Below are 22,277 nucleotides of genomic sequence, written 5' to 3' on the forward strand. Positions count from 1 at the left end.
CCAACGGGTGCGGAGGAGAGGGGTACGGAGGGAAGTGGGGGTTCGGGGGTTCGGTTCGAGGGCAACGGGCCGATCGGCGCGACGGTCATCTGCCGCTTCCCCGCAGCAGGTAGTTCGGCCCGGTGACGTAGTGCTTGTTGATGTCCGCCGCGCCCGAGCGCTCCTTGGTGAACAAGGTGCCGGCGGTGACCATCGCCTTGACCGGCAGCCGGTCCGCGTCCAGCACCCGTCCGCGCAGCAGCGCGGCGGCCGCGCCGGGCCGGGTGACGGCGACCCGGTCGACGGCGTCGGTGAGCCGGTCGCGCAGCCGCCGCAGCAGGGTGTCGAGCGGGGCCCGGCCGAGGCGGGCGAGCTCGAAGAGGGGGGCGGCGGCGCAGAGGTGGACGGTGATGGTGGTGAACACATCGGCCACCGGCCCGTCGCCGGGCGTCAGGATCCTGCGGTCGTCGAAGCCGCACAGATCGGCGGCCGGTCCTCCGCCGATCATGGCGGCGAGGCGTATCGCGTGGACGCGGGGGCCGTCGTGGTCCTTGATGAGCAGCCGGAGCCGGGGCACCGCACCGCCGTTCGCACTGCCGTCCTCGAAGACCAGCGAGGTGTTCTGCTGATGGGACTCCAGCGCGATGCCGTACGCGAAGAGGGTGGTGTGGAAGTCGAACAGCAGCGTGAGGTAGTCGTCGAGCAGGGCGAGGACGTCCCCGCCGTAGTGGCGTTCGGCGAGCCCGTCGATGACGAGCGTGCCGTCCGGGGCGGGGGCGTCCGGGGCGGAGGCGTCCGGGGCCGGGGCGTCCGGGGCGGGGGCGAGCAGCCCGGCCAGCGGCACGATGGTGGCGTTCTCCAGGCCGGGCGGGTAGCGGCGGACGAGCGTGGCGAGCAACTCGTGTCCGGCGTGGAGGTGGGTGGTCTCGTCGGCGAGCAGCACGGTGGCGCCGAACCTCGGCTCGCGCTCGATCACGGCCTCCACGAGCCGCTGCGCCACCTCGCCGTCGATCAGGGTGCCGGGTTTGACGGACCGCCGGTTGCGGTGCCCCAGAGTGGAGGTGGTGAGCGGCAGCTTGAGGTGGACGAGGGGATCGTCGGCGAGGTCGTCGGCGACGGCCACGGTCCGCATGGAGAGGGTGGGCCGTACGTCCAGCAGGGGGCGCTCGGCGAGCCGGGCGACGCCGTGGAGCCCGGCCGCGCGGAGGGCGTTCTCCAGCGGGGGTCCGAGGGTGAGCGGATGCACGGGGAGGGCGAGCCGCCCGTCGCCCGGCCCCGGCCCAAGGTCCCCGGGCGCGGGCCACCAGTCGGGCAGCCGCGCCGGATCCCCGTACACCGCCTCGCGCGGGAGTACGAGCCAGCGCAGCGGAAAGATGGGGTGGAACTCGGGTGCGTGGGCGCGTAATTGCTCCTCGCCGAAGACGGACCGCCCCCGGCTGGTCGGATAGACGGGGTGGTCGCGGAAGGCGGCGAGCGTGTCATACGCGAGGGCCCCGGCCATCCCGCCCCACCGCTCCCCGTACCGCGCGCCCAACTCGGCGACGACGCGAGGCCGCACGCGGGTGTGCAGCCGCATGGCGTCGAGCGCCTGTCGGCATTCGTCCACGAAGACGTCGTAGAGCGCCCGGTCCTCGTCCGGCACGGCCCCTCGCAGCCGCCCGAGGACGGCATCGAGCTCGGTGAGCTCGGCGGGGCGCGGACGACCAGCCGAGCCACCCGGACCGGGTACGGACAGCGGCTCGGCGCCGCCAGCAGCGCCCCCGGCCAGGGACTGCTCGGCGGCGGCCGGTTCCCGCTCGCCGTGCGCGGGCACACAGAGCAGCCGGGCCGGGCGGCGGGCGCGGATGTCGCACTGGAAGCCTTCGGGTTCCACCGGCAGCAGCACGCTTTCGCCCCCTTCGAACCCGTCGAACCCGTCGGCCCCCTCGAGCGCGATGCGCAGCCAGTCGCCGTCGGCGCGTCGCACCAGGACGGCGTGGCTGCGCAGCCCGTAGGCGTCCTCTCGGAGGAGCGTGTCGAGCACCCGTCCGAGAAGCTCCTCTTCCTCTGTTTCCTCTGTCACACGATCTCCCATCGGTGGGCCGCGAGGAACCGCGCCACCGCCGCGTCGATCCGCGCCTGGTCGGTGCCGGTGGCCCGGAGTACGCCGAGGAAGTCGCGGTTGGTGCGGTGGAGCGGGTGCTCCTCGCCGATCCCTCGCAGCGGCCGGTAGTCCAGCCGTACGCCGTCGCGCTCGGTCACACCGGCCGGAGGGGCGGAGGCGAGCCGCCCGGCGCGGTCGGCCATGACGTACTCCATGCGAACCCTGCCGTCGGTGCGCGCGCCGAGGTCGTCCGGCAGCGGCTCGCCCATGTGCGTACGGAGGATGTACTCGAAAAGGGGGATGCCGAGGAGTTCGGCGAGGACGAGGTCGCACTGGTCGCCTATGGCACGGTAGTTGACCTCGATGAGGCGGGCCCGGTCCCCCTGGACGACGTACTCGGTGTGGCATACGCCGAAGCCGACGCCCAGCGCGCGCAGCTGCGCCAGCACCTGGTCGGTGTGGGGCTGCGGCGGCGGGGCGGGCAGCAGGTGCAGCCGTTCCTCGATGAAGTGCGGGGGCGGCGAGAGCTCGGTGCGGAAGGCGCCGAGGACGTGGAGGGTGCGGCCGTCGCCGAGGGTTTCGAGGGTGCGCAGCTCGCCGTCGAGGAACTCCTCGACGACCAGGGCCGCGCCCGGCCGCCGCTCCCGTATCTCGGCGCAGCGCCGGACGAGTTCGTCCGCGTCGGCGACGAGGACGACGTCCTCGCTGGCCACGCCCTCGCGCGGTTTGAGCACGCAGGGGTAGGGCGCGTCGAGCCCGGCGAGGGTGGCGGGGTCCTGCCCGGTGGCGAGTTCGGCGGACCAGACGGGGTCGGCGACGTCCGGGCCCGCGGCGGCGAGGGCGCGGCGCAGCTCGGCCTTGTTCTTGGTGCGCAGCGCGGCGCGCCAGTCCTTGCCCGGGAGGCCGAAGTACTCGGCGGCGAGGGCGGCCTGGGCCTGGAGGTGGTCGCTGTTGGTGAAGACGGCGCGGGGGCGGGGGCCGTCGGCGGCGATGCGGCTGATGACCTCGGCGTAGTCCCGTACGTCACAGGGGACGATGTCGAGGGCGGGGAGGCGGTAGGGGGCCGTGCCTTCTTCTTCCCGTCGGCCGTAGGCGCGCTCATGGGCCTCGGGCTGGTCGGTGAGGAGGGTGACCGCCAGGCCGAGCCGGGCCGCCGCGGGGAGGAAGCCCTCGGTGACGGAGTCGGTGGGGTTGAGGGCGAGGAGGTGGAGCCGAGGGGGCCGCGGGGCGGGGGCGGGCGCGGGGGCGGCCGGGGCCGCCGAGGAGCCATGGAGGGCAGGGGAGGAGAACGGCCGTGACGCCGCATCGAGATCATTCTCGTTCACGGCCCGAGATTAGGTTAGGCATGCCTAAGACCGCTAATTCGGCGTTCCGGTCCGTCCGTTTGGCCCTGATTGGCCGTCACGATCGTCAACGCTCGGCGTCAACGGGGTAGCCCGATACGGCGATGCCGGACCCGGCGCGCGGCGAGCCGCTCGTCCGGGTCCTGGGCGCGGAGGGCGGCGAGTTCGGCACCGAGGAGTTGGCCGAGGCGGCCGAGGAAGATGTCGGGCGCGCCGGAGCCCGCCGCGTGCTCGGAGGCGTCCCCCGCGGCCTCCGCGGCCTCCGCGGCCTCGGCATCCTCGGGGGCGTCCTCCTCCACGATGCGATCGACGATGCCCTGGGCGAGGAGGTCGGCGGAGCGTACGCCCTGGCGGGCGGCGACCTCGTAGGCCCGCTCCGTGGTGCGGTGGAGGATCGCGGACGCGCCCTCGGGCGGCAGTGGCGACAGCCAGGCGTGGCGCGCCGCCACGACCCGGTCGGCGGGCAGCAGCGCGAGCGCGGCGCCACCGGCGCCCTGGCCGAGCAGCAGACAGAGGGTGGGCGCGGGCAGGGTCACCATGTCGGCGAGGCACCGCGCTATCTCCGCCGCGAGCCCGCCCTCCTCGGCCTCGCGGCTGAGCGCGGCGCCCGCGGTGTCGATGACGGTCAGCAGCGGCAGCCCGAGCTCGGCGGCGATCCGCATCCCGCGCCGAGCGGTCCGCAACCCGGCCGGCCCCAGCGCCTGCCCCTCCCCCGGCCCCTCGGCGGTGTCGCCCTTACGGGCGCTGCGCCGGTTGTGCCCGAGCACGACGCAGGGCGTCCCCCCGACCCGGGCGAGCGCGAGCAACAACCCGGGATCGTGCTCCCCGGCCCCGGTCCCACTGAGCGGACTCACATCGTCGGCGGCCACCCGCAACAAATCCCGCACCCCGGGCCGCTCCACCCGCCGCGAAGCCCGTATCGACACTTCCGCGGACGGCACGACCGCCCCCGCGTCCGTGCCGTCGGGTGCCCCGGGTGCGGATGCCACAGAACCGCCCGTCGCCCCCGGCGCCCCGCTCACTGGCCGGCCAGAGACGGCCGCCGTGCCGTCCCCGGCCGCGGCGTTCTCGCGCCGCCCGGGGCCCTCCGTCGCCCTCCCGGCGTCGGCGGCGGGGGCCGGGGCCCCGCTCTCCACACCCTCGGGCGCCTCGCTGGACCCGGCGGAGGCCGCGAGCGCGGCGTGATCGTGGGCAGCCGCCCGGCCACTCCCGATCGCCGGGCCGCCCCCGGCCGCGACATCCCCACGCCGCCCGCCCCCTTCCGCCCCCGGCAGGGCGCCGGAGGGTGGGGCTGGGGTGGGGGCAGTTGCCCCCGCGACGTCGGCGCCGCCCGTGCCGCTCGCGCCGCCACGCCCGCTGCCACCCCCGGCGGGCGACACCCCGCCGCCGGGCACGTCACCCGGCGCGCCGCGGTCCGCCGCGGCGGGCCCGGCAGCACCCGCGCAAAGCACCCTCAGTACTCGGGCCGCCACGCCCGACAGGCGACTGTGCGGGAGGACCGCGTCGATCAGGCCGTGGTTCATCAGGTTCTCGGCGTTCTGGACGCCGGGCGGGAACTCCTCGCCGTACAGCGCCTCGTGCACCCGTGGGCCCATGAAGCCGATGAGGGCGCCCGGCTCGGCGGCGGTGACGTGGCCCAGGGAGCCCCAGGAGGCGAGGACGCCGCCGGTGGTGGGGTGGCGGAGGTGGACGAGGTACGGCAGGCCCGCGGCCTTGTGATCCGTGATCGCCGCGGCCACCTTCACCATCTGGAGGAACGCGACCGTACCCTCCTGCATCCGGGTGCCGCCCGACGCCGGTGCCGCCAGCAGCGGCAGCCGCTCCGCCGTGGCCCGCTCCACGGCCCGTACCAGCCGCTCCCCCGCGGCCACCCCTATCGAACCGGCCAGGAAGCGGAACTCGCAGGCGATCAGCGCCACCCTGCGTCCCTCGATACGGCCCTCGCCGGTGATGACCGACTCGTCCAGCCCGGTGCGCTCCCGTGCCCGCTCCAGGTCGGCCCGGTACTCGGGGTCATCCGTCGTGATCTCCACCGGTTCGTCCCAGCCGTGCCAGCTGCCGGGGTCGACGATGGCCTCGATCAGCTCACGGGCCGACGGGCGGGAGGCGCGGGAGGCGCCCGTGGCGCGGGGCGAGTTCGTACCGGTCATATGTGTCACCCTTCCACGCCATCGACCTCCCGCAACCATCGGCGATCACCTCGGGTGGATCACCTCGGACACCGCCGCGGCCCGCCCAGTCTCAGCTGCGCCTGAGCTGCTCCTTAACGGCGCCATAAGACCGGCGAGGAGGCCCGTGGGCGGGGCTAGCGTGCTGCGCGTCACCCCCCACCTAAGGAGTCCCCCACGATGACCGCTCGTGCGACCGCCGCCCGCAGAACCGCCCGCATCGCCGTGCTCGGCATGGTGCCGCTCGCCCTCACCGCGCTGAGCGCGGACCCGGCCTCCGCGCACGGTTCGATGACGGACCCGGTCAGCCGGGTGTCGGCGTGTTTCGCGGAGGGGCCGGAGAGCCCGGACTCGGCGGCCTGCAAGGCGGCCGTCGCGGCAGGCGGCACCCAGGCGCTCTACGACTGGAACGAGGTCAACATCCCGGACGCCGCCGGGCGCCACAAGCAGATCATCCCGGACGGAAAGCTGTGCAGCGCGGGCCGCGACAAGTACAAGGGCCTGGACCTGCCGCGCGCCGACTGGCCCGCCACCGCCATGACGGCCGGTGAGCACACCTTCGCCTACCGGGCCACCGCGCCCCACCGGGGCAGCTTCGAGCTGTACATCACCAAGGACGGCTATGACCCGACCAAGCCGCTGACCTGGGCGGACCTGGAGGCGAAGCCGTTCGCCAAGGTCACCGACCCCACGCTGAAGGACGGGAGTTACGTCTTCTCGGGGAAGGTGCCCGGCAAGTCGGGCCGCCATCTGATCTACAGCGTCTGGCAGCGCTCGGACAGCCCGGAGGCGTTCTACACCTGCTCGGACGTGACCTTCGGCGGAGGGGCCGCCGCGAGCCAGGGTGCCGGGACGAAGGGCGCCGGGACGAAGGCGGGTTCCGCACCCGCCGCCACCGCGCCCGATGACGCCCAGATAGCGGCGGGCGCCGAGAAGTCCACGGTCGATCACCACGGCCACGGCGGTGACAGCGGAACCGAGGCCAACCATCAGCCGAAGGCGGCCGAGGCGGCGGACGAGAAGGGCACGGAGGGGAACCACCCCGAGACCAAGAGCGCCGAGGTCCTGGCGGCGAGCACCGGCCCGGAGGGCGCGCAGGACGCGAGCGCCGCCGACGGGCAGCACCTCGCCGAGACCGGGGGCGACGGATCCACCGGCCCCATGGCCATCGGCGGCGCCGCGGTCCTCGCCACCGGCGCGGCCGTCCTGTTCGCCGTCGCCAACCGCCGCAAGACCGTACGGCGAGGCCGCGGCTGAGGTCCCGCGTCACCACTGAGGCCGTACGTCACGGCTGAGGCCGAGGCCTTACCGCGACGCCGTTGACGCCGTGGCGGTGGCGGTGGCCGTGGCCGTGGCGGTGGCGGTGGCCGTGGCCGATCGGACGGAGTCGGTTCCGGGGTGGATGACGGCACCCCCCGGGACCGGCTCTCTTCGCGCTCTTCCCCGTCGCCTTCCCCGTCGTCACTCCAGCTCGGTGATCACATCGCCCGTCACATGCTGGTAGATGATCGAGCTGCGGAAGTCCACGACCTCCTTGCGCCCCGACACCCGGTCCATCAAGAACGCGTGCAGCCGGTCCACATCGCGCACCGCGACATGCACCAGGAAGTCGTCGCCGCCCGCGACCACATACACCGACAGCACCTCGGGGAGCGTGACCAGATAGGCCTTGAACCCCTCGATCACCTCCCGGCTGAGCGGCCGGATCCGGACCGCGAGCAGTGCTTGCACCGGCCGTCCCAGCGAACGCAGATCGACCGTCGCCCGATAGCCGGTGATCACCCCGCGGTTGCGCAGCCCCCGCACCCGCTCCAGGCAGGTGGAGGCGGCGATGCCGAGCGTCCGGGCGAGTTCGCGGTTGGTCTGCCGTGCGTCGCGCTGAAGTTCGCAGACGATCGCCGTATCAAGTTCGTCCATGACGCCCACTTCCCCGGCCTCGCCGAATTTCCTTCGGCAGGGCCGTTTTCCCCTTGTTCATCCAGCTAGCTTTCTCCGGCGTGACCGTACAACGCACTCCTTCCACCGCTCCACCCACCTCCCCCTCACCCTCCGTCCCCTCCCCCCGCCGTCTGGGGATCGGCGGCGGTACGGCGCTGTATGTGGGCGCCGTCCTCGGGCCCGGGGTGCTCGCCCTGCCCGCGCTCGCCGCCGCGGCAGCCGGACCCGCCTCGATCCTGGCCTGGGCCGTGCTGCTGGCGACGAGCGTGCCGGTGGCCGCGTGCTTCGCCGCGCTCGGCGCCCGGTTCCCGGACGGCGGCGGGGTGGCCACCTATGTCCACCGTGCGTTCGGGCCGCGCGCGGCGGCCACGGTCGGCTGGTGGTTCTACGGCTCCGTACCGGTCGGCGTGGTCGCGGGCGCCTGGATCGGCGGGCAGTACACGGCCGCCGCCGCGGGCTGGGACCGTACGGGCGCGGCGGCCGTCGCCACGCTCGTCCTGGCGGCCGCCTTCGCCACCAACTCCCGTGGGCTGCACCTGTCCAGCCGGGTGCAGTTGCTGCTGGCCGGGCTGCTCGCGGCCCTGCTGCTGGCCGCCGTGATCGCGGCGGCGCCGCATCTGCGCACCGCGCACTTCACCCCCTTCCTGCCGGGCGGCTGGCACTCGGTCGGCTCGGCGGCGGGGGTGCTCTTCTTCGGCTTCGTGGGGTGGGAGGCGGCCAGCCATCTGTCCGCCGAGTTCGCCGATCCCCGGCGCGATCTGCCACGGGTCACCACCCTCACGCTCACCGTCGTCGGGGTGCTGTATCTGGGGCTCGCGGTGGCGACGATCGGCGCGCTGGGCCCCGGCGCCGCGACCACCGACACCCCGCTGACGGCGCTGCTGACGCTGAGCGTGGGGGACGCGGCCCGGCCGGTGGCCGCCGTCGCGGCGCTCTTCCTGTCCTTCGGCGCCGTCAACACCTATCTCGCGGGCGCCGCCCGCCTCGGCGCCGCCCTCGCCCGCGACGGGGCCGCGCCCCGGGCGCTGGCCCGGGGCGGCGCACCCGGCGAGGTGCCCCGGCGCAGTCTCGCGGTGCTGGCCGTGGGGTGTGCCGTGGTCGGGGCGGTGACCGCGACCGGCACCGCCGGGCTGGACCGGCTGATGCGGGCCACCTCGACCTGTCTCGCGGCGGTCACCCTGGCCGGGCTGCTGGCGGCGCTGACGCTGCTGCCGCGCCGTACGCCGCTGTGGTGGGCGGCGGTCGGCAGCGTGGCCGTGACCTCGACCGTGCTCGCCCTCTCCGGCCCGCTGCTGCTGATTCCGCCGGCGCTGGCGGTCGTGGCCTTGTGCTTCCAGGCGTGCCGGACACTCCGGAGCCGCCGACCGCTCCCGATGATCCAGACCTTCCGCACCCGCAACGGCACCGACAAGGCCACTTCGACCACCACGACCGCCACGACCGCCACGACCGCCACGAGCGAGGAGAACTCCGGATGACCACCTCCGCCGAGGTCCATTACGAGCGGCTGCTGGCCGCCCACTACACCTGGATGACCGGGGGCGATCTCCGCGCGGCGGCCGAGGAACAGACCGCGCTGCTGCGTGAGCTGGGCGTGTCCCCGGGCCCCGGCCCCGCCCGGGCCCGCGCCGTGGACCTGGGTTGCGGACCGGGCGCCCAGACGCTCGCCCTCGCCGCGCTGGGCTTCTTCCACATCACCGCCGTGGACACCAACCAGACCCTGCTCGACGAACTGGCCCTGGCCGCAGCCGGAACGCGCGGCACGGACGCCCCGGACACCCCGGACGCCCTGGGCTCCGCCGCCCCCGCGATCCGTCCCGTACGGGCCGATCTGCGCGGTGCACTGCCGCGGTTCACCTCACCGGGCGGGGTGTCGGCGATCGTCTGCATGGGCGACACGCTGACCCATCTGCCCGCCAAGGACGACGTGCCCGCACTGCTCGCCGACGCGGCCCGAGCCCTCGCCCCGGGCGGCCGGCTGGTCGTCACCTACCGCGATCTGACCCGGCCGCTCGAAGGGACGGCCCGCTTCCTGCCGGTCAGAAGTGATGCGGAGCGCATACTGACCTGCTTCCTGGAGTACCGCGACGCGGACACCGTCGAGGTGCACGATCTGCTCCACGTCCGTACGCCCGAGGGCTGGACGCTGCACACCGGTTCGTACCCCAAACTGCGCATCGGCACGGACTGGCTCGCCGACCGCTGCCGGGACGCGGGGCTCGAGGTGGTCCATGCCGCCCCGGGGCCGCGCGGCCTGCACGTCTTGGTGGCCGTGGCACCCGCCTAGGGTCTGCCCGCTCCGGGTGCGCCTACGGCGTCTCCTCGGCCAGCGCCGCGTCCAGGGCCGCCGTCAGCCGCCGGACCCGCGCCTGGAGCTCCACCGCCTCCTTCAGGTCGAGGCCGCTGGCCTCCATCGCCGCCAGGGGTACGCCCTGGGCGCGCTCCTTCAGGGCCGCCCCCTCCGCCGTCAGCCGGACCGTCACCGAGCGCTCGTCGTGCGCGCTGCGCTCGCGCTGGACGAGTCCGGCCGACTGCATCCGCTTGAGCAGCGGCGAGAGGGTGCCGGAGTCCAGCCGCAGGTGCTCCCCCAGCCGCTTGACCGGCATCTCCCCGTACTCCCAGAGCACCAGCATGGCCAGGTACTGCGGATAGGTCAGCCCCGTGTCGCGCAGCACCCGGCGGTAGAGGCCGTCGAAGGCGCGGGAGGCGGCGTGCAGGGTGAAGCAGAGCTGCCGGTCGAGCCGGAGCAGTTCGTCGGAGGGGCGCGGCTCGGGGGTGGTGGTGCGATCGGCGGTGCTGTCGGTGGTGCGGTCGGGCTGGTGTGACATGCCACCAGCGTACCCTTTAGTTGTGCACAACTAAATTGTGTGCTGTACTTCTGCCCGTGAGGCGGGGCACCCCGAGCCCCCACCTCCCTCCGACTGCACTCCGACTGCCGGAACACAAAACCGGAACACGAAAGGGATGGTCTTCATGGACGCGCTCTACACCGCGGTGGCCACGGCCAACGGACGCGACGGCCGGGCCGTGAGCTCCGACGGACAGCTCGACCTGCCGCTGGCCATGCCGCCCGCCCTCGGCGGCAACGGCAAGGGCACCAACCCCGAGCAGCTGTTCGCCGCGGGCTACGCCGCCTGCTTCGCCTCCGCGCTCGGCCTCGTCGGCCGCCAGGCCAAGGTCGACACCAAGGACATCTCCGTCACCGCCGAGGTCGGCATCGGCAAGGACGCGGCGGACGACGGCTTCGGGCTCAAGGTGACGCTGCGCGTCGAGCTGCCGGGCGAGCTGGAGAACGAGACCGGCCGCAAGCTGGTCGAGCAGGCGCACCAGGTGTGCCCGTACTCCAAGGCGACGCGGGGCAACATCGAGGTCGAGCTCATCGCCGAGTAATCGGACGTCGGCCAGCCCGACGGGCGACGGACGCGCCCTGCCCGTACGGACCGAGGCAGGGCGCGCCATGACGTGCGCTTCATCCACTCGCTGTCAAGCGTCAGTCGTCCGACGCACACGTCGTCGGCGTGGCGTGTTCCGGATCGAGGGCGTTGACGGCCTCGTGGAAGGCCAGACCGTCGGTCAGCCCGATGGTCACGTGCTCGGAGATGTCGCTCGCGCACAGGTCCTGGATCACCACGTTCTTGACGTTCGGACCGGAGAGGAACTGTGCCCGGTAGGGCGTGGCGACCTCGTCGTACTTGGTCGAGATGACGGTGTAGCGCACTCCGGGGACGGTGTCGCCGCCCTCGTTGAGGCGCCGCAGGAAGTCCGAGCCGACCACCTGGTCCATCAGCCCCGGGGCACCCTTGGCGATGATGTCGCCGACCCCGGGGAAGTAGTCCAGCAGCTTCGTCAGCCCGGACAGGGTGGTTCCGTGGTTGGTGGGGGCGATGCCGACCAGGGCGTTCACCTTCGACGCGCCGCCGAGGAACTTGAGGTAGTAGCGGGGCATCATCCCGCCCTGCGAATGCCCGACCATGTCGACCTTGGCGGCGCCGGTGGCGGCGAGCACCCGGTCCACATAGGAGGACAGCTGCTTGGCCGACTGGTCGATCGGCCCCAGACCGTGGAACAGCGGGACGAGGGGCAGTTGGCCGTAGTCGAGGGAGAAGACGCAGTAACCGCGCTGGACCAGGTAGGGGGCGAAGCCCAGCCAGTTGTCGACGGAGTTGCCGAAGGTGCCGTGCACCAGGACGACGGGGCGCGGGTGTTGGGCCGACGGCTTGCAGGAGTAGTTGTTCCAGCCGCCGCTCACCGCATCCGACGCGGTGTCCGTGGCGAGCGCGGCGGTGGGGGTGGCCGCGGTCGCCGCGACCGCGAGGGCCAGGGCGGGTAGTAAGGTGCGGGTCTTGGTCTTCCGGAATCGCCGGATACGCCTCCAGGGCAGCATCACATGAACTCCTCGCTGGTGGGGGAGAGAGTTGCGCTGACGGTGCGCTTGCGCTGCGCCCTGCGATCCGGATCACAAGAGTGGTGCGCTCACTCGAAATTACGCGCGAGTAGCAAAGCCATCCAGCCATCCGTCAGTGAAGGAACGTTTACGCGATTTTCACATGACGTCCAGGAATGCGCCGGGATACGCGAAGTGGGGAAAACCAGTGGGACTGGTGGGACCTGCGGCTTACGCGACCGCCGAGGAACCTACGCGAGGTCGAGGACAGCGGCGCCGAGGAACTTCGCGAAGCCGAGAAACTTACGCGACGTCGAGGAACCCGGCGGGCCGGACCGCCGAGACACCGAAGCGGGCGCGGGCCCGGTCGGCGGCGGCCTCCAGCCGGCGTGACTTCTCGTCCGCGGGGTCGAACGTCAGCTGGTGGGCGGCGAGTCCGGCGTCCGTCAGCCCCTCGACGCGCAGCGCCACGGACCGCACCCGGGCCCGTTGCAGCCCGAGCGCGTCATGCAGCGCGTACGCGGCGGCGGTCAGCGCCGGGGTGTGGGCGGTCGGCTCGATCAGGGTGCGGGTGCGGGTGGTCGTGGAGCGGTCGGCGTAGCGAACGGTGAGGGTGATCGCGGCCGCCACCTGCCCGCTCGTCCGCAGCCGGACGCCGAGCCCGTCGGCGAGGGTGAGCAGCGCGCGGCGACGGCGGACGGGGTCCAACTCGTCGCGTCGGAAGCGGTGTTCGGCGCCCATCGCACGGGCGGGGGCGTTCGGGGTGACCGGCGCGGGGTCGATACCGCGCGCCCAGGCGTGGACGCGGCGCGCGGTCGCCGCGCCGAGGATCCGCTGGAGGGTGGCCAGCGGCGCGGCGGCGATCCGCGCGGCGCTGTCCAGCCCGTACGTGCTCAGGGCGCGCGCGGTCGCGGGCCCCACCCCGGGCAGGGCGATGGCCGGCTTACGGGCCAGGAACGCGGCGACGGCGTCCGGATCGCCGGGAACGGTACGGACGGCCCCGGACGTACGCCCGGACCGACCGTCCCCGGGGTCGCCGGACTCCTGAGCGCCCCGAGCCTGTGCCTCCTGGGCTTCCTGGGCCTCCTGGGCTTCCTGGGCGGCCATGCGCGCGAGCAGGGGGTTGGCGGCGACGCCGACGGTGCAGTCCACGCCGTACCGGGCCAGCGCCCGGACCCGTACGATCTCGGCCAGCCCCGCCGCGTCCCGCCCGAAGTACCGCAGCGCGCCCCGCACATCCGCGAGCGCGGCATCGGGCGGCAGCGCCTCGACGACCGGCGTCAGCTCGCCGAGCAGGGTGAGCAGCCCCTGGTAGACGTCCTCCCCGGGCGTGGGGTGGAACCGCACGTACAGCACATGCGGCACCTCGACCGCCCGCTCCGGGCCCACGGCCCGGCCGCCGCCCGGCAGTGGCATGTCCATCGGACGGGTCGGGAAGGGGGGCCGGCCGGCGGTCATCCCGCGCTCCCCGGGCTGGAGTGCCACAGTTTGCGGCCGGTGGCGGCCTGGTCGCCCGCGGGCCGGAGGTCGGCCCAGGGGTGCATGGCATAGCCGGTGGGCATCTCGATGCGGCGGCCGGAGTCCGCTTCGGCCGCCTCCGGGCCCGCTCCCGCCAGTTCGGCGGCGACCGCCCCGAGGCCGCCCTCCTTCCTGAGCCGGGCCAGTTCGGCGAGGTTCCACACCGCCGAGCCGACGATGCTGAGGCTGCGCGGGCCGCGCCGCTGGACCACGCCGCGGACGAGCAGCAGCCAGGAGTGGAAGACGGTGTGCGCGCACGCCGCGTGGCTGTCGTCGAAGAAGGCGCAGTCGACCAGCCCCGTACCGTCGTCGAGCGTGGTGAAGATGACCCGGCGCCCGGAGCGGATCGGCGGGGTCTGGGTGGCGGCCTTGGCGCCGGCGACGAGCACGACCTCCCCGTGCGGCGCGTCGCGCAGCCGCTTCGCGGGGATCGCGCCCAGCTCCGCCAGGAAGTCCCGGTGGTCGCCCATCAGATGGCGGGAGACGTCCATGCCGAGGATGCCGAGCTCGGCGCCGAGGCGTTCGTCCGCGTCGAGGTCGGGGAGCCCGGCGGGGGCGGCGGGGTCGGTCTCGGCCAGCGGAAGCTGACCCTCCGCGCTGCGCCGGGCGGCGGCGCCCCGCTGCTGCCGGTGGAGTTCGGCGATCTGGAGCAGCAGATCGCGGCGGCTGGTGCCGAACGCGTCCAACGCGCCGACCTGGGCCAGCCGTTCGGCGACCGGCCGCCCGGGGTGGGCGCGCAGCCACAGGTCCTGGAGCGAGGAGTACGGCTGCCCGGCCGCGATCCGCTCGGTCTCGGCCTCGCTGATGCCATGGACGTCGCTCAGCGCCAGCCGGATACCGGCGTCCGCTTTATGACGGCTGTCACGAGATTCACCAGACGTCAGTTCGATTCGATAGGCGGCCCCCGACCGGTTCACATCCAGCGGCAGGATCGGCACCCCGCGCCGCCGCGCGTCCGCCAGCAGCAGCCGCTTCGGGTACATCCCGGGGTCATGGGTGAGCAGCCCGGCATAGAAGGCGGCCGGGTAGTGCGCCTTGAGCCAGGCGGACTGATACGTCGGGACCGCGAAGGCGACGGCATGCGCCTTGCAGAAGCCGTACGAGCCGAACGCCTCGACGATCTCCCAGGTGCGCGTCAGCACCTCCGGCGCGTAGCCCCGCTTCTCCGCCTCCGCGTGGAACCAGGCCCGTACCCGTCCCTGCCGCTCGGGGTCGGACAGGGCGCGCCGCGCCTCGTCGGCGAGGTCCCGTTCACATCCGGTCATGATCGACACGATCTTGATGATCTGCTCATGGAAGACCACGACCCCGTATGTCTCGCGCAGCGCGTCCTCCAGATCGGGATGTGGATAGCGCGCGGGCTTGCGGCCGTGCCGGGCCTCGATGAAGGGCCGAACCATGTCGGCGGCGACCGGGCCGGGCCGGAAAAGCGATATGTCGACCACGAGATCGTGGAAGGAGGTGGGCTGGAGCCGGCCGAGCAGATCGCGCTGGCCGGGCGATTCGATCTGGAAACAGCCGAGGGTCTCGGTGGAGCGGATCAGGTCGTAGGTGGCCGAATCGCCGGGCCGTACCTGTTCGGGGTCGTCGATGTCCACGACACGCCCGGTGGCCCGCCGGATCTCCGCGACCGCATGCGCCATCGCGGACTGCATCCGCACCCCGAGGACATCCAGCTTGAGCAGTCCGAGCTCCTCCACGTCGTCCTTGTCGAACTGCGACATGGGGAAGCCCTCGCCGCTGGTCGGCACGATGGGTGTACGGGCCAGCAGCCCGGCGTCCGAGAGCAGCACGCCGCAGGGGTGCATGGCGATGCCACGGGGCAGCCCGTCGAGCGCCTCGACCAGCTCCCAGAACCTGCCGAAACGTTCCTGCTCGGCGGTCGCCTCTCGTAGCTCCCGCAACTCGGGCAGTTCCGCGAGCGCCGCGCGGGCATCGCGGGCGCGGATGTGCGGGAAGGACTTGGCGAGCCGGTCCACCTCGGCCGGGTCCATGCCGAGCGCCGCGCCCACGTCCCGTACGGCGTGACGCACCCGGTAGGTCTCGGGCATCGAGACGGTCGCGACCCGCTCCGCCCCGAACCGCTCGAAGATCGCGCGATAGACGTCGAGCCGGCGCGCCGACTCCACGTCGATGTCGATATCGGGCAGCGCGGCGCGCCGTACCGACAGGAAGCGCTCCATCAGCAGACCGTTGGCCACGGGGTCGGCATGGGCGATGCCCAGCAGATGGTTGACGAACGATCCGGCGCCGGAGCCCCGGGCGGCCACCCGGATGCCCAGCTCCCGGGTGTCGTCGACGACCTGCGCGACGGTGAGGAAGTACGAGGCGAAGCCGAGCCGTTCGATGGTGCGCAGCTCGTCCTCCAGCCGCTCCCAGCGCGCCCGGTCGCGGTCGTACCCCCGCAGCACCATGGCGGCGGCGCAGCGCGACCGCAGCACCCGCTCGGCGCTCCGCCGCCCGGCCCCGACCAGCCGGGGCTCGGGGAAGTGGACGCTGCCCAGGCCGATGTGGTCCTCGGGGTCGACCAGACACCCGGCGGCGGTGCGCCGGGTCTCCTCCAGCAGCCGGTGCGCGGCGTCCCGCCGCATCCCGGCCGCCTCCACGATCCGCTCGGCCGCCTTCGCCATGTCCCGGGGGCCCTTGAGCCAGCGCTCACCGCTGTCGAGCGCCCCGGGGGTGCGCGGGTCGATGGGGACGAGCCGGCGGGCCGCGTCCAGGACATCGGCGACCGGCCCCTCCCCCGGGTCGGCGTAGCGGACGGCGTTGCTCAGCACGGCCGGGACGCCCTGCTCGGCGGCGAAGCCGACGGTACGGGCGGCGAGCCGCAGCGAGCCCGGGCCGGTGCCGGTGCGGCCGTGCCATACGGCCTCCAGCCGCAGCGCGTCGCCGAAGAGTTCGCGCCAGGGGGCGATCAGCCGGGCGGCCCGGTCGGGGCGTCCGGCGGCCAGCGCCCGGCCGACGTCGGAGTCCGGGCCGAGCAGCGCGGTCAGCGGGGCGAGCGCGCCGGGGTCGCTCACCAGATCGCGCCAGTGCAGCAGGGGCGGTCCCTCGCCGTTCGTCCGGGCGGTGCCGGGGTGGGCGAGCCCGGCGTGAGCGGCGGAGACCAGTCCGCACAGCGCGGCCCAGCCGGGCGCGCCGTCCCGGGCGAGGAAGACCACCCGGGGCGCGGACTCGTCGATGAACGCCCCGCCGCGCACCGGCGTACGGCGCCGGGCGGTGCGCCCCGGCTCCGGGGCCTCCTCCCGCACGGCGAGGTCCACTCCGAACAGCGGCCGCACCCCCGCGCGCTCACACGCCCGGGCGAACCGCACCGCTCCGGCGAGGCTGTCGCGGTCGGTCAGCGCGATCGCGTCCATGCCGCGCTCGGCGGCACGCTGCGCCAGCCGCTCCGGGTGCGCGGCCCCGTACCGCATGGAGAACCCGGACGCGGTGTGCAGATGCGTGAAGCCTGGCATCCGCACCTCCCGCTGCTCACACCCCCTGACCGACCCTGCATCTCCCACGCCCCACCATAACCCCATTCTCGAACACGCGTGCGAGTCGGCTTCGATGACGCTTCCCTCTCCACCATAAGCACCCAAAACGCCCTTTAATCCCGCGTGTCGCCTTGTGAACGCGGCACGCGGACGCCGGTGGACCGAAGCGGAAGCCGGTGGGAAGCCGGTGGGAAGCGGGTGGGTCGAACCAGTAGGCGGGCCACCGGCCCATGCGTATGCTGATCACCATGACGGAGGGATCCCTGCTCGATCTGCTACGGGAGCAGCGCACCGGCGCGCTCGTCACCCTCAAGCGGGACGGACGGCCGCAGCTGTCCAATGTCGCCTTCACCTATGACCCCGCGACGCGCCTCATCCGGATCTCCGTCACCGACGACCGCGCCAAGACCCGCAATCTGCGCCGCGATCCGCGCGCGAGCTTCTACGTCACCAGCGGGGACCACTACTCCTATCTGGTGGCCGAGGGCGATGCCGAGCTGACACCGGTCGCCGCCGACCCCCATGACGCCACCGCCGATGAGCTGGTGGAGGTCTACCGCGCGATCCAGGGCGAGCATCCGGACTGGGAGGAGTTCCGCGCGGCGATGGTGGCCGAGCGGCGGCTGGTGGTGCGGTTGCGCGCGGAGCGCGGCTACGGCTGGGGGAGCCAGGCCGGACCCCTGAGCGGAGAGCTGAGTCAGGGCGACTAGGGGCCCCGACGGGCCTTGGCGCCTGCGGCGGGCCGTTCCCCTCCCCGCCCCTTCCCGATACCAGGGGCTTCGCCCCTGGACCCCCGGCGCCGGGGCATCGACCCCCAGGGGGCAGGGGGCTGGGGCGAAGCTGACGGCCCCGAGGGAGCCGCGGATTCCGGGCTCCGACCCCACTCCGCCGGTCGGCTTGCCCTGGCAGGTTCTCGCCCTGGCGTGGCACACGACAGCCCTCACCCCAGAGGCATCACCAACATCACTCGATCTTGCTCACCTGAGCACCCTTGAATCGATTTGAGCACCTCGGCACCTCACTGAGCACGTCATCCGCGGGAGCGCGAGACGGCGGACGGGGTACCTCAAGGGGCGCAATACGCGCGGCTCCGCGCACCCGGTCGCCACGCGGCGTTCCGCGCCCGGACATCCACCGCACGCGACAATAAGCCACCGAACGACTACTTGTAGCGACCGGAAGTGCTCGATCGACGTGCGTTCCTGACGCGCACCGCGTAGAACTCCGTCCGGTATCTGCAACGACGAGCAAGGGAGTGTTCGAAATGCGGAAGACTACTGGGGCGATCGGGCTGGGAGCCGCACTGGCCGTGAGCGCCGTGCTGGGGATCGGCACGAGCGGTGCGGCACACGCCGCGCCCGCCAAGCCGCAGAGCCTGTATCCGCCGTCCGCGCTGGTCCTGACCGTCGGCTGGGGGGCCGACGCGGCCTCCACCGAGGTCCAGCGGGCGGTGACTCTGAGCTGTCGCCCCACCCCCACTGGTACCCACCCGGCCCCCACTCAGGCATGCGCCGAACTCCGCTCCGTGGGCGGCATGTTCGGTCAGCTGCGGACCGGGGCGGAGGCCGGCCGGGTGTGCACCAAGGAATGGCACCCCATCACGGTCACCGCCGAGGGGATCTGGGACGGCCGCCGGGTGTCGTACGAGCACACCTTCGCGAACAACTGCTTCAAGAGCGCGGCCCCGACGCTGGTCTTCGAGTTCTGATGAACTGACCGGAAAAGGGGAAGGCCCCCGGACACCGTCCACGGGTGTCCGGGGGCCTGCTCTCGTTCACACGGCTCATATGGAAGCGGTCCGCGGAAGCGAAACGCTCACCAGGTGAGCCAGCTCAGCCGATCTCGGCGCCGAACGCCTGGAGCGCCTCCGGCACCGGCTGGAAGAAGGTCTCGCCGCCCGAGGAGCAGTCACCGCTGCCGCCGGAGGTCAGACCCAGCGCCGTGTCGCCCGCGAAGAGCGCGCCGCCGCTGTCGCCGGGCTCGGCGCAGACGTTGGTCTGGATCAGCCCTTCGACCGACCCCTCCTGGTAGTTGACGGTCGCGTTGAGGCCGGTGACCTCGCCGTCGTGCACCTGGGTGGTGGAGCCGCTGCGCTGCACCTTCTGGCCGACGGTGGCGTCACCGGCCTTGGTGATCTCCTGGGAGCTGCCGTTGTAGAGGTCGACCGCGCTCGGGTGGTCGGTGTCCTTGGTGTACTTGACCAGGCCGTAGTCGTTGCCGGGGAACTCGCTGCCCTCGTTGGTCCCGATCTCCTCGCCGCCCTGCGAGTCCGACCAGCTGCTGATGGCCTCGGTGCAGTGACCGGCGGTCAGGAAGTACGGCTGGCCGCCCTTGACGACGTTGAACCCGAGCGAGCAGCGCCCACCGTCGCCCCAGATGGCGTCGCCACCGGCGATGAAGGTGGAGAACTTCCCGGCCGAGCGCTTCACCTCGACCTTGCCGCCGAGCGCGTCGGCGACCTTGTTGAGGGTGGCCATCCGGGTGCCCTTGACGGAGCTGTCCGCGGTGACGACGACCTTGTTGCTTCTGGGGTCCACCGACCACGAGGTGCCGGGGATGGTGGCCTTCTGCTTCAGCGTCTCGCGCGCCTTGCTCAGCTCGGCCAGGGTGTTGGTGACCACCTTGGCCTCGGCCCCGGCCTCCCGGACCTTGTCCACGACGCCCTTGTTGACCACGTTGACGACGAGCTTCTTGGCCTTGGCGTCGTAGTACGAACCCGCCGTGTCGCTCTTGAGCGAGGAGGTGAGGGTGTTGGCGAGCTTTCCGGCGGCGCCGACCGAGAGGGTGTCGGGCTGGGGCTCACCGGGGGCGGCGTTGGCGCTCTGAAGCGTGATGCCCGTGGCGACCAGAGCCGCTATGCCGGCTCCGGCGATGACGACACGACGCTTGGGTATGCGGCGGTGCTTCAACTCTCTGCCTTCCAGTGGGGGGTTGGGCCCGTCGGCAGTGGGGTGCCAGGGCCCGGAGGGCGTAACGGCATAGCGCTTCTCCCCACCCGGGGGCGCGTCCATGCCAATTTGCGCCGCCGAGTATTCCCATCACCACCGGGCGCGCACAAGGGCGCGTTCACGTCATGGGCGTGAAATTTACACTGCGGACTCATGTCCGGACATGGCGGTGCCCGCACACCTTCGAGGTGCACGGGCACCGAATCAGGTATCCGGACGAGCCGTCAAACCGGGCGGATCACCTCATGGATCCCCTCGCGCGGCTCGCGCGACTCGCGCGGCTCCTTGCCGGACATCACCTCCCACGGCTCACCGCTCGACACGACTCACCGCTCGACCGTATGCGGCTCCGGCTCGCGCTCGGTGAGCGTCGGCATCGCCTGCCGAGCGGGCTGGGCGGGCTGGGCGGGTGCGGCCTCCCGCTCCGGCGCGGCGACCGGACCGGCGGCCGGGGCGCCGCCTTCCGCGCCGCCCTCCGTCCGGGCGGCCGCCGGGATCTCCTGCTGCCCCTTCTCCAGGAAGCGCAGCAGCTCCACCGGGATGGGCAGCACCAGTGTGGAGTTCTTCTCGGCGGCGACCGCCATCACCGTCTGGAGCAGCCGCAGCTGGAGCGCCGAGGGGGTGTCGGCCATCTGGGAGGCGGCCTCCGCCAGCTTCTTCGACGCTTGCAGCTCCGCGTCCGCGTTGATCACCCGGGCGCGGCGCTCCCGGTCGGCCTCCGCCTGGCGGGCCATCGACCGCTTCATGGTCTCCGGCAGCGACACATCCTTGATCTCCACCCGGTCTATATGGACGCCCCATCCGACGGCCGGGCTGTCGATCATGAGCTCCAGGCCCTGGTTGAGCTTCTCCCGGTTGGAGAGCAGATCGTCCAGATCGCTCTTCCCGATGATCGACCGCAGCGAGGTCTGGGCCATCTGGGAGACGGCGAAGCGGTAGTCCTCCACCGCGACCAGCGCCTCGGCCGCGTCCACGACCTTGAAGTAGACGACGGCGTCGACCCGCACGGTCACATTGTCCCGGGTGATGCCCTCCTGGGCGGGGACGGGCATCGTCACGATCTGCATATTGACCTTCTGGAGCCGGTCGACGAACGGAGCGATCATGGTGAACCCCGGCCCCCGGATATCCGAGCGGAGCCTCCCGAGCCGGAAGACCACCCCCCGCTCGTACTGCTTGACCACCCGCGCCGCGGCCAGCACGCCCAGGGCGCCGAGGCAAGCCAGTACCACTATCAATGTCACGAGCGCATCGACCATCACGGCCACCTGCCGTCCGTATCGCGAACAATGCCCCTCGTGGGGTACTGATGTCCACGATAGTCCGCCCGTCGAACAGTGGGGAGGGCTGTGGATAACCCCCGCCGGGCCGCCCGGAACGGCCCTTCCCCGGCGATGCGGAGAGCCCCCGTCCGGCAGTACGGACGGGGGCTCTCGCTCAGCCTGGTGCGGAAGTGATCAGCTAGAAACGGCGCCGATCAGTAGACGCTCACGCCGTACGCGTTCAGCGCCTCGACGACCGGCTGGAAGAAGGTGGTGCCGCCGGAGGTGCAGTTGCCGCTGCCGCCGGAGGTGAGGCCGAGGGCGGTGGAGCCGGCGTAGAGCGGGCCGCCACTGTCGCCGGGCTCGGCGCAGACCGTGGTCTGGATCATGCCGTAGACGACGTCGCCGTTGCCGTAGTTGACGGTGGCGTTCAGCGCGGTGACCCGGCCGCTGTGGATGCCGGTGGTGGAGCCGCGCCGGGTGACCGTCTGGCCCACGGTCGGGTTGGCGGCCGAGGTGATGTCCTGGCTGCCGACGGTGCCCTGGGGGGTGACCGAGCCGCTGTACCGGACCAGACCGTAGTCGTTGGTCGGGAAGCTGGAGCCGGCCGTCGGGCCGATGGTGGTGGTGTGGCCGGAGTTCGACCACCAGGTGCCGGCGCCGTCGGTGCAGTGACCGGCGGTGACGAAGTAGTTGGCCCCACTGCTGTTGCGCACGTTGAAGCCGAGGGAGCAGCGCCAGCTACTCGCGTAGATCGCGTCGCCGCCCGAGATCAGCTTCTGAATCTTGCCGGAGGTCCGCTTGACCTCGATGGCGTCGGCGTTCGAGCCGGCGGTGTTCTTGATCTTGGCTATCTCACTCTGGGACACCGTGCTGTCGGCGGTGACCACGAGCTTGTTGGTCCCCTTCTCGACATACCAGGCGGTGCCCGCGACATCGGCCTCGAGGACGGCGCTGCTCGCCGACTTGGCCTCGGCCGCGCTGAAGGTGCGGGCGCCGTCGCTACCGGCGTAGGCGGCGGGGGCGGCGAGTGCCGTTCCGGCCACCAGGGCGGAGGTCGCGGCGATCAGGGCGATACGTCTCGCCTGCTTGTTGTGGGGGGCGTTGCGCTTGATCCTCAACTCTTCCTCCGGGGGAATCGGGGGTCCGCTTGGGTGGGCAGGCCCGTGAGGCGC

The 22,277-nt window shown here is 72.8% G+C and carries 17 protein-coding genes; 6 read left to right on the plus strand and 11 right to left on the minus strand.

The genetic code is table 11. The features are described from left to right. Positions 1 to 85: 85 nt before the first annotated feature. The 3 genes from ACT2CW_RS28650 to ACT2CW_RS28660 form a co-directional block, all read right to left on the minus strand. The gene (locus tag ACT2CW_RS28650; RefSeq protein ID WP_445518702.1) at positions 86 to 2,041 is read right to left on the minus strand and encodes an IucA/IucC family protein; all 1,956 of its coding nucleotides are present in this window, start codon (positions 2,039 to 2,041) and stop codon (positions 86 to 88) included. Continuing rightward, positions 2,038 to 3,387, minus strand: a complete 1,350-nt coding sequence (locus tag ACT2CW_RS28655; RefSeq protein WP_445518703.1) for an ATP-grasp domain-containing protein — start codon at positions 3,385 to 3,387, stop codon at positions 2,038 to 2,040. The genes ACT2CW_RS28650 and ACT2CW_RS28655 overlap by 4 nt, the downstream gene beginning before the upstream one ends. 98 nt (positions 3,388 to 3,485) lie before the next feature. Next, positions 3,486 to 5,555, minus strand: coding sequence for a carboxyl transferase domain-containing protein (locus ACT2CW_RS28660; RefSeq protein WP_445518704.1), 2,070 nt, complete (start codon positions 5,553 to 5,555; stop codon positions 3,486 to 3,488). A gap of 198 nt (positions 5,556 to 5,753) precedes the next feature. On the opposite strand from ACT2CW_RS28660, the gene ACT2CW_RS28665 reads away from it, so the two are divergent. Next, on the plus strand, positions 5,754 to 6,830 hold the full coding sequence (locus ACT2CW_RS28665) for a lytic polysaccharide monooxygenase (RefSeq protein ID WP_445518705.1): 1,077 nt from the start codon (positions 5,754 to 5,756) through the stop codon (positions 6,828 to 6,830). A 204-nt stretch (positions 6,831 to 7,034) separates the two neighbouring features. Here ACT2CW_RS28665 and ACT2CW_RS28670 read toward each other — a convergent pair whose 3' ends face one another. Continuing rightward, positions 7,035 to 7,490, minus strand: coding sequence for an Lrp/AsnC family transcriptional regulator (locus tag ACT2CW_RS28670; protein WP_445518706.1), 456 nt, complete (start codon positions 7,488 to 7,490; stop codon positions 7,035 to 7,037). An 80-nt stretch (positions 7,491 to 7,570) separates the two neighbouring features. On the opposite strand from ACT2CW_RS28670, the gene ACT2CW_RS28675 reads away from it, so the two are divergent. Continuing rightward, positions 7,571 to 8,989 carry an APC family permease gene (locus ACT2CW_RS28675; RefSeq protein WP_445518707.1) on the plus strand — a complete coding sequence of 473 codons (1,419 nt, stop codon included), beginning with the start codon at positions 7,571 to 7,573 and terminating at the stop codon, positions 8,987 to 8,989. Beyond that, positions 8,986 to 9,798 carry a methyltransferase domain-containing protein gene (locus tag ACT2CW_RS28680; RefSeq protein WP_445518708.1) on the plus strand — a complete coding sequence of 271 codons (813 nt, stop codon included), beginning with the start codon at positions 8,986 to 8,988 and terminating at the stop codon, positions 9,796 to 9,798. The genes ACT2CW_RS28675 and ACT2CW_RS28680 overlap by 4 nt, the downstream gene beginning before the upstream one ends. 22 nt (positions 9,799 to 9,820) lie before the next feature. On the opposite strand, the gene ACT2CW_RS28685 is transcribed toward ACT2CW_RS28680, so the two are convergent. Continuing rightward, positions 9,821 to 10,339 carry a MarR family winged helix-turn-helix transcriptional regulator gene (locus tag ACT2CW_RS28685; protein WP_445518709.1) on the minus strand — a complete coding sequence of 173 codons (519 nt, stop codon included), beginning with the start codon at positions 10,337 to 10,339 and terminating at the stop codon, positions 9,821 to 9,823. Positions 10,340 to 10,484: 145 nt separating this feature from the next. Between ACT2CW_RS28685 and ACT2CW_RS28690 the strand changes: the two genes are divergently transcribed. After that, positions 10,485 to 10,901 (plus strand): organic hydroperoxide resistance protein, encoded by a 417-nt coding sequence (locus tag ACT2CW_RS28690; protein ID WP_078559105.1) that lies wholly within the window; start codon positions 10,485 to 10,487, stop codon positions 10,899 to 10,901. A 100-nt stretch (positions 10,902 to 11,001) separates the two neighbouring features. On the opposite strand, the gene ACT2CW_RS28695 is transcribed toward ACT2CW_RS28690, so the two are convergent. The 3 genes from ACT2CW_RS28695 to ACT2CW_RS28705 form a co-directional block, all read right to left on the minus strand. Continuing rightward, a complete protein-coding gene (locus ACT2CW_RS28695; protein WP_445518710.1) occupies positions 11,002 to 11,895 on the minus strand; it encodes an esterase/lipase family protein in 894 nt (297 codons plus the stop codon). A 303-nt stretch (positions 11,896 to 12,198) separates the two neighbouring features. Then, positions 12,199 to 13,353, minus strand: a complete 1,155-nt coding sequence (locus ACT2CW_RS28700) for a DNA polymerase Y family protein (protein WP_445518711.1) — start codon at positions 13,351 to 13,353, stop codon at positions 12,199 to 12,201. Further along, complete coding sequence (locus tag ACT2CW_RS28705; RefSeq protein WP_445518712.1) at positions 13,350 to 16,871, minus strand: DNA polymerase III subunit alpha; 3,522 nt, start codon at positions 16,869 to 16,871, stop codon at positions 13,350 to 13,352. The genes ACT2CW_RS28700 and ACT2CW_RS28705 overlap by 4 nt, the downstream gene beginning before the upstream one ends. Before the next feature lie 269 nt (positions 16,872 to 17,140). Between ACT2CW_RS28705 and ACT2CW_RS28710 the strand changes: the two genes are divergently transcribed. Beyond that, a complete protein-coding gene (locus ACT2CW_RS28710) occupies positions 17,141 to 17,602 on the plus strand; it encodes a PPOX class F420-dependent oxidoreductase (protein ID WP_445518713.1) in 462 nt (153 codons plus the stop codon). 554 nt (positions 17,603 to 18,156) lie between these two features. Continuing rightward, a complete protein-coding gene (locus ACT2CW_RS28715) occupies positions 18,157 to 18,600 on the plus strand; it encodes a subtilase-type protease inhibitor (protein ID WP_138911335.1) in 444 nt (147 codons plus the stop codon). A 124-nt stretch (positions 18,601 to 18,724) separates the two neighbouring features. Here ACT2CW_RS28715 and ACT2CW_RS28720 read toward each other — a convergent pair whose 3' ends face one another. The 3 genes from ACT2CW_RS28720 to ACT2CW_RS28730 all read right to left on the minus strand — a co-directional run bounded on the left by ACT2CW_RS28720 (position 18,725) and on the right by ACT2CW_RS28730 (position 22,223). Continuing rightward, complete coding sequence (locus ACT2CW_RS28720) at positions 18,725 to 19,801, minus strand: S1 family peptidase (RefSeq protein ID WP_164436396.1); 1,077 nt, start codon at positions 19,799 to 19,801, stop codon at positions 18,725 to 18,727. Positions 19,802 to 20,166: 365 nt separating this feature from the next. Beyond that, a complete protein-coding gene (locus ACT2CW_RS28725) occupies positions 20,167 to 21,099 on the minus strand; it encodes a slipin family protein (RefSeq protein ID WP_445518714.1) in 933 nt (310 codons plus the stop codon). 218 nt (positions 21,100 to 21,317) lie between these two features. Next, positions 21,318 to 22,223: a S1 family peptidase gene (locus ACT2CW_RS28730; RefSeq protein WP_164436400.1), complete on the minus strand. Its 906-nt coding sequence runs from the start codon at positions 22,221 to 22,223 to the stop codon at positions 21,318 to 21,320. Positions 22,224 to 22,277: the final 54 nt, after the last annotated feature.

It is taken from the genome of Streptomyces sp. NEAU-174, from assembly GCF_052665095.1.